General features: G+C 65.7%; 5 protein-coding genes. All 5 read left to right on the top strand.

Translation table 11 applies throughout. The features are described 5' to 3' along the window. Window positions 1-746 precede the first annotated feature (746 nt). The 5 genes from HIR71_RS16000 to HIR71_RS15980 all read left to right on the top strand — a co-directional run bounded on the left by HIR71_RS16000 (window position 747) and on the right by HIR71_RS15980 (window position 7016). Window positions 747-1799, top strand: coding sequence for a sugar ABC transporter substrate-binding protein (locus tag HIR71_RS16000; RefSeq protein ID WP_169326062.1), 1053 nt, complete (start codon window positions 747-749; stop codon window positions 1797-1799). Window positions 1800-1929: 130 nt separating this feature from the next. Beyond that, entirely contained in the window at window positions 1930-3417 is a 1488-nt protein-coding gene (locus HIR71_RS15995; protein ID WP_169326061.1) for a sugar ABC transporter ATP-binding protein, read from the top strand. A gap of 139 nt (window positions 3418-3556) precedes the next feature. Further along, window positions 3557-4603, top strand: coding sequence for an ABC transporter permease (locus HIR71_RS15990; RefSeq protein WP_169326060.1), 1047 nt, complete (start codon window positions 3557-3559; stop codon window positions 4601-4603). Window positions 4604-4654: 51 nt separating this feature from the next. Further along, window positions 4655-5311 carry a gluconate 2-dehydrogenase subunit 3 family protein gene (locus HIR71_RS15985; protein WP_169326059.1) on the top strand — a complete coding sequence of 219 codons (657 nt, stop codon included), beginning with the start codon at window positions 4655-4657 and terminating at the stop codon, window positions 5309-5311. A gap of 40 nt (window positions 5312-5351) precedes the next feature. Further along, entirely contained in the window at window positions 5352-7016 is a 1665-nt protein-coding gene (locus HIR71_RS15980; protein WP_169326058.1) for a GMC family oxidoreductase, read from the top strand. The last annotated feature ends 414 nt before the right edge of the window (window positions 7017-7430 follow it).

Raw genomic sequence — 7430 nt, 5'->3', positions numbered from 1 at the left:
TCATCGTGGGTCTCCACTTCGAGGGTGCTGTGAGAGGTTCACTCGAAGGGTCACGCGGTGACCGCGCCGTCGTCTACCGCGACGCGCTCACCGGGCTACCGGTACACCACTCTGGCGGACTCCACTCGGGCGATGGCTCGCCCGCCCTTCGGGGACGTCATCGGCTGGCCGCTGGCAGTCCTCGGTTGGCCGATCTGGCTTGTGCTGCGGGTATTGCTTAGCCGGCACTTGTGGCGGCTCGAACGGCCCGCCGTGATCGCCATCCATGCTCCCAACTCCGCGCGGCTCCCTGCCTGGCACCTGCTCGGAGCTACGTTGGTGATCGGCAATGGGTGTCTCGCTCGTACTGTGGCCACCGGTCTTCTGGCTCGGAGTGGGGCTGCGTGGCCACTTTTCTCGTGGTGTACGCGGGGCTGTATGAACTGCCGCGGCGCGGGTGTTGGCCAGGCATCGGCCCGGTCTACCGCGCACACCCCAGCCCCCTGGGGCCTCACCCGCGGACGAGTTGCGGGCGGCTGCCACGCCAGGACACGGGCCGCGCGTCCGAGCGGCCCGAGCCCGGCAGAGGCTCAGGTAACGAAAGCGTAACGGCGAAAACCCGTCGTTGACACGGCTGTTCCTATCCGATCTACTACACAGATCAGACCACCTGATGACCGGACCTGAGCCACGACCGCCCAGGCAGCTCCGACGTTGAAGTCGGAAGGTCCTGGCGCTCGTTCCGGATAACGTAGAAGGAGCTTCCAATGGCGCACGCTCGTTCGACTCGTTTCGGCATCAGTGCCGGAGCGCTGGTCCTGTTCGCAACCACCTCGGCGTGTTCGCAGGCTGCGGAGACCGAAGCTGATGGAGCCCCGGGCGAGCCCAGTTCGGTCGAGGAGTCCAAGAGGGTCGGGTTCGCCCAGGCGAACTTCGGCAACGGCTGGTACGAGGTCCAGGCCGAAGGCGTCGAGGCCGGAATGGAGGAGTTGGGTCACGAGCTCACCGTCGTCAGCGGCCAAGGGTCGCCCCAGACTCAGAATTCTCAGATCTCCACCTTCATCACGCAGCAGGTGGACGGTCTCGTCCTCAACCCGACCGATCCGCTCGCTGTGGGGTCCAGCGTGCGCGCCCTCACCGACGCCGGGATCCCCTTCGTCCTGGTCAACACCTCACTGGATGAGAGCCTCGCAGACGCTGCCTACTGCTACGTCGCCGAGGACGAGGTGGAGAACGCGCGCCAGATCGGTATCGAGATGGCGCGCGTACTCCTGGAGAAGCACGGCGAGGGAGCGACGATTAAGGCGCTGATGGTGAAGGGCTTCCCCGGTGACTCCAATAGCACCCGGCGCGACACCGGGTTCAAGGAGGGTTATGCCTCGGTGGACGGCGCTCCGGAGCTCGATCTGCTGCCCGATGTGTTCGGTGAGTTCAACGCGGACGGAGCGATCAGTGCCGTGCGATCGATCGCTACGGCGAACCCTGATCTCCAAGCGATCTTCACGGTCACCGATTCGATGCTCCCGGGCATCGAGACGGCGTTGAAGGGCGCCGGGTTGTGGGATCAGGTCACGATCGGCGGCTACGACGCCCGGATGTCCGTCGTCAAGCAGATGATGGACGACCCGGAGGGGCCGATCGTCGCGACCGTCGCCAATCGACCCTACGAGCAGGGCCGGATCGGCGCGGAGATGCTCGAGAGCGCCATGGCCGGTGTGCCTAAGGAAGAGGCGTGCCCGGGTGGCAGCTACTTCATCGAACCTGCTCTGGTGACGCCCGAGAACGCAGCGGAGTACTACGAGGCCGAGGTGCCTTACTGACTGCCTGTGCTGTGGAGTCAGTCACACCGCAACGAGAGGCACGGGGATGAGCTCGACGACGAGGGGCGAACGATGGACCGACGCAGGGGATGAACGACGTGCGGACACCCCGGTGCTGTCACTGCGGGGGGTGTCCAAGTCCTATGCCGGTGTCGTGGCGCTGACCGGCGTGGATCTTGACGTCCGTGCTGGTGAGGCCGTGGGGCTGCTGGGGCAGAACGGGGCCGGCAAGTCCACCTTGGTCAAGATCATCTCAGGCGCGGAGCAGCCCTCTGCCGGATCTGTCGAAATCTCCGGCGAACGCGTGCGGCTCAGCAGTCCCGCAGTGGCCCGGGCGTCTGGGGTTCACACCATCTATCAGGAGCTGAGCGTCGTTCCTCAGCTGACCGTGGCGGAGAACGTCTTCCTCTCCGACCTCCCGAGACGGGGTCCGTCGGTGGACTGGCGAGAGCTTCGGCGGGCCGCCCGGGAGACGCTGCGCGACCTGGGTTTCGAGATCGACGTCACCAGACGCGTGCGGGACCTCCCGCTGGCCCAGAGGCAGGCGATCGAGATCGCCAAGGCGGTGCACAGCGAGGCCAAGATCGTGCTCCTCGACGAGCCGACGGCCGCGTTGCCTCAACCTGATGCCAAGAAGCTCTTCGCACTCCTTCGCCGGCTGAAGAGCGAGGGAGTGAGCATCATCTACGTCTCCCACCGTCTCGACGAGGTCTATGACATCTGCGATCGCATCACAATACTGCGCGACGGGCGTCAGATCGCCACGCGCCCTGCGTCCTCGGTCCATCAGGACGACGCGGTGCGCCTCATGATCGGCGACAAGCTGGTGGGTGGGATGCTCGGCCAGGCCGCTTCGGAGAAGCAGCCACGGATCAACCCACGGGGCGCGGGCTTCACCGCCGGCGCGCCCGCCCTCGAGGTGCACGCGCTCAGTGACGGAGCGCTGCTCGAGAACATCTCCCTTCGGGTCATGCCCGGGGAGGCGGTCGCCGTGACGGGCCTCGTGGGAAGCGGCCAGGCAGAACTGGCTGCCTGCATCTTTGGCGGGCGTCCGCGCTCCTCCGGTGAGGTGCTCGTCGACGGGAAGCCGCTGGCGCCCGGATCACCTCGCAGGTCGATCGCGAGTGGACTGGGGTGGCTGCCCGAGGAGCGCAAGCTCCAGGGCCTCGTGCTCAGCATGTCCGTCGCCGAGAACCTCACGTTGGCGAGCCTTCGGTCCGTAGGCATGTGGGGTCGACTGCGACGCAGGCTCGAGCAGACGCTCGCGGAGACGATGGCGGCCAACCTGCGCATCAAGACCCGCGGCGTCGCCCAGCGGGTTGGGGACCTGAGCGGCGGCAATCAGCAGAAGGTCGTCTTCGGGAAGTGGTTGCTGGCGCGCAGTCGGGTCCTAATCGTCAGTGAACCCACCCGTGGCGTCGATGTCGGCGCCAAGGAGGAGATCTACCGGGAGATGACGGCGTTCCTCGCCGGCGGCGGTTCGATGCTGGTGTCCAGCTCGGAGATCGACGAGGCCCTGATGTGTGACCGGATATATGTCCTGAGCCGTGGAAGGATCGTCGCCGAGCTGGCTCACGACGACACGGATCCGGATGAGCTCGTTTCCTTCCTTCGATAGCGCAACGAAAGTCTGCACGCCGGTAGTCGAACAATGAACGTACAAACGAGGAGTCGTGATGGCCACCACAGGTCTTGCAGGGGTGGGAGTGGGAGTCCGGCAACGGATCGCTGGCCCGTTCGTTCGTCAGGCGCCCCTGGTGATCACCATCACGGTGGTCCTGGTGATCGGTGCTCTACTTTCGCCGTACTTCCTCTCGGAGGCGAACTTCAGGAACATCCTCATCACCGGGGCGGTTGTCTCCGTGCTCGCCGTCGGGCAGTTCATGGTTATCGTGACTGCCGGGATCGATCTATCCGTGGGGGCTGTCGCCTCGTTCTCGACCGTCGCCAGCGCGGTGCTCATGGCGCAAGGGCGTTCTGCTTGGAGCACGGTGGCGCTCAGTCTTCTCGCCTGCGGGGTGATCGGCCTCGTCAACGGTGCGCTTGTCGTCTATGCGCGCATCACACCGTTCATCGCCACGCTCGGCATGCTCGGCGTCGTCCAGGGCCTTGCCTATCTCGTGCAAGGAGGGACCTACGTCAGGATCGAGAACCAGGCGTTCATCGGGCTCTTCTCAGGCGATGTCGGAGGGGTTCCGAGGCAGGTCCTAATCTTCGCGCTGGTCACGGTCATCTTTGCTGTCTTGATGCGATGGTCCACCTTTGGCCGCCAGCTGTACGCGATCGGTGGCAACGCAGAGGCTGCGCACCTCTCGGGCCTCCCGGTGAAGCGGAACGTGGTGGCGGCATACGTGATCTCCGCGGCGCTGGCCTCGATCGCCGGGTTCATGCTCGCAGCACAGCTCGGGGAGGGGAGCTCGAGGCTCGGTCAGGGACTCGAGCTCGATTCCATCGCGGCAGCAGTGGTTGGTGGCGCGTCACTGTTCGGAGGTCTCGGTTCCCCGGCGGCGGCAGTCCTGGGGGGCCTGCTCATCGGCACGATCTCCAACATCATGAATCTGCGGGGAGTGGCAGCCGAGCCACAGCTCATCATCAAGGGCTTCCTGATCCTCTTCGCGGTCTTCGTCACCTCGGGAAAGGGCGCAGACCTGCGCGGCTCCCTCGGGGCCATGGCCAAGTCGGTCCTGTTCCACCGGCGACCCCTTGGCTCCGCCGGCACGCCGGCTACGGACGAGGATTCGCCAGCAGTGTCCCCCAATGGCGAGAGCCAGCCTCGTGAACCGCACACCAGAACGAGCAAGTAAGGCGCCACTGGTTTCGAGCAAGTTTCGATCCGAAGTAAGAGAGGACGACCGATGGAAATCTTGATCGCAACACAGCTGGGCGCCACGCAAGTCAGCAAGCCGCCACTCGGCGGCTGGGGCCGCGGAGTGCAGTTCACCGACGAACAAGCAGCAGTCCTCGACGCGGTGGCTGACGAGATCATCCCTGGCGGGGATGGATTCCCTGCTCCGAGTTCAGTGAACATCGTCGGTTTCTTCGCGCGGTACGTGACTCCGGCGAGTGAGGAGGCGAAGTGGTACCCGTTCCTCCCCGAGATCGAGTTCAAGGCCCGGCTCGGCAAGCTGGCGGGCAAGCTGATGGCGCGCGATCCGCTCGGCCGGGTGGAGGTGCTCCGTCGGCTTGAGGCAGACGACGCCGAGTTCTTCACCCGTGTTCGTGACGTCGTCTACTACGGCTACTACTCGAGGCCCGAGGTGATCCGAGCGATCAACATCCATCTCGAGGCCGGGAAGGACTACCGCTACAGCCCGCAGCCGTTCGGGTATAGCGACTCGATGGCCGACTGGGATGAGGCTCTCCTGAGCAGGGTCACCGGGACGTACATCCGGACGCAGGACGTGCGCCCCGTGGACCTCCCGGACGACCTCGCCGCGCGCAGAGCCGTCAAACGCTCTGGCGTCCCAGACCTCCCAACCGCGCAACCGGCCCCGACCCCCTCCGGAGCCTGAGCCTGTACCGGTGTGCTCTTCAACGACTAGGAGTGACGACATGAAGGCAGTGACGGAGACGGACGTGCTGGTGATCGGCGCGGGCGCGGGCGGCGCGGCTGTGAGCAAGCGCCTGAGCGACGGCGGCGTCAAGGTGGTGTGCCTGGAACAGGGACCGTGGCTCCACGCCATGGAGCACGCTCACATGTACGACAGCTGGGAGATCGAGCGCAACAGGGCGTGGTCCTGGTACTCGAATGTGCGAATGATGCCTGAGGACTACCCGACTACGGGCAACGCGGCGCCGATGATGATGAACGGCGTCGGCGGATCGACCCTCCACTACGCCGGTGCCTGGCCACGGTTCAAGCCGGTGGACTTCCGCAAGGGGACGGAGCACGGGGTCGAGGGGACGATCGATTGGCCGATCAGCTACGAGGATCTCGAGCCGTACTACGCCATCAACGACGCCGAGATCGGAGTGGCTCGTCGTGTCGGTGACCCGGGCAACCCGCCACGCCCCGAAGGTTGGGGGCCAGCAAGCCGCGGCGGTCGGGTGGGCTACAAGATGGGGTCGGGGTTCGACAAGCTCGGATGGCACTGGTGGCCCGCTGACAACGCGATCCTGACGCGCCAGAAGAACAACCGGCTTCCCTGCAACGACTGCGGCTTCTGCCTGGGTGGGTGTCCGCGACACTCGATCGCCTCGACGGACGTCTCCTACTGGCCGGCCGCCCTTGCGAACGGCGTCGAGCTCCGGACCAACGCCCGTGTGGAGCGGATCAACACCAAGAACGGCAAAGCCACCGGAGCGACCTACATTGACCGCGACACGGGGGCGCGGCACGAGGTGAACGCAAAGATCGTTGTGGTTGCGGCGAACTCGGTCGGCACGCCCCGCCTCCTGCTGATGTCGGCCCAGAAGGGGCATCCTGACGGTCTTGCGAACAGCAACGGGCTCGTGGGCACGCACCTGATGTTCCACAGCTGGTCGTTCGAGGACTACTGGTTCGACGAGCCGCTCGAAGGGTTCAAGGGCCCCGAGCCTGCCGTGCTGTACAGCCAGCAATTCTACGACACGGATACCTCGCGCGGATTCGTGAACGGATTTTCGCTTCAGGTGGGAACCGCGCTCGGTGCGGCCAACAGCGCGCTGGGGACGAACACCGGGAACATCGCCCCCTGGGGCGCCGGGCACCGGGAGTTCTTCAACAGCCATTTCGGTCGTCACGCTCTGGTGTATGTCCAGGGGGAGGACCTCCCGGTCGCGACCAACCGGGTCACCCTGGACACGACGGGAGTGACGGACAGCGACGGTCTTCCCGCCGCTCACGTGCACTACGACCTTCACGAGAACGACCGACGGCTCATCGAGTGGGGTCGTTCGCGCGCACGCGAGGCGGCGGACGCCGCGGGCGGGGTCATCGACACCGCGAGCACCGGTATCGGCGGCGTGGACGGCCCACCTCCCGGCTGGCACATCATGGGGACTTGCCGGATGGGGAACACGCCCGAGGACTCCGTCACCAACAAGTGGAACCAGACCTGGGACGTCCCCAACCTGTTCATCGCCGACGCGAGCTCCCTGACGACGGGGGCCGCGGTCAACCCGACCAGCACCCTGCAGGCCGTGGCAGTGCGGGCCGCCGAGTACATCAAGGCACGCTTCCCTGACATCGTGGCTCAGACCAGGACTCCGAGCAACGCCGATGCGCCCGGAATGTGAGCGGCTGGCACCGGGGGCCGTGCGGAGCGACATCTAGGCCCGCATGACCCGGTTCCGGCAGCACTCCAGCTTGTCCAGCCGCGTCGACGACCGTGGCGTGCGGTGGGTCGCCCAGGGGTCACCCGGCACGTTGACATCAGTGGTCTGACCAGTAGACTTCAGATCACCAGACCACCAACTAACTAGCGTGGGCGGGGCGCATGAAGATGCGCGAGTTGAACCATCGTGGCCGCCGAAGAGCGGCCGCGCCGCACGTGATCCCACCGGAACCGCTACACAAGATCAAAAGGAGATCGCATGTCGTCCTTGGACTACACCTACGACCACATCGACGAGGTCATCAACCGCGCAAACATGCTGGCGCCGACCATCGACCCGAAGAAGACCCTGCTGCTCGTCCTGGACATGCAGAAG

The sequence above is a fragment of the Cellulomonas fimi genome (assembly GCF_012952065.1).
GTDB lineage: Bacteria > Actinomycetota > Actinomycetes > Actinomycetales > Cellulomonadaceae > Pengzhenrongella > Pengzhenrongella fimi_A.
This window is presented reverse-complemented; position numbering and strand designations above follow the sequence as displayed.

Bases quoted from the DNA above. Each gene is read 5' to 3' on its own strand.
- HIR71_RS16000 (WP_169326062.1), top strand. From the start codon at position 747: ATGGCGCACGCTCGTTCGACTCGTTTCGGCATCAGTGCCGGAGCGCTG.
- HIR71_RS15985 (WP_169326059.1), top strand. From the start codon at position 4,655: ATGGAAATCTTGATCGCAACACAGCTGGGCGCCACGCAAGTCAGCAAG.
- HIR71_RS15980 (WP_169326058.1), top strand. From the start codon at position 5,352: ATGAAGGCAGTGACGGAGACGGACGTGCTGGTGATCGGCGCGGGCGCG.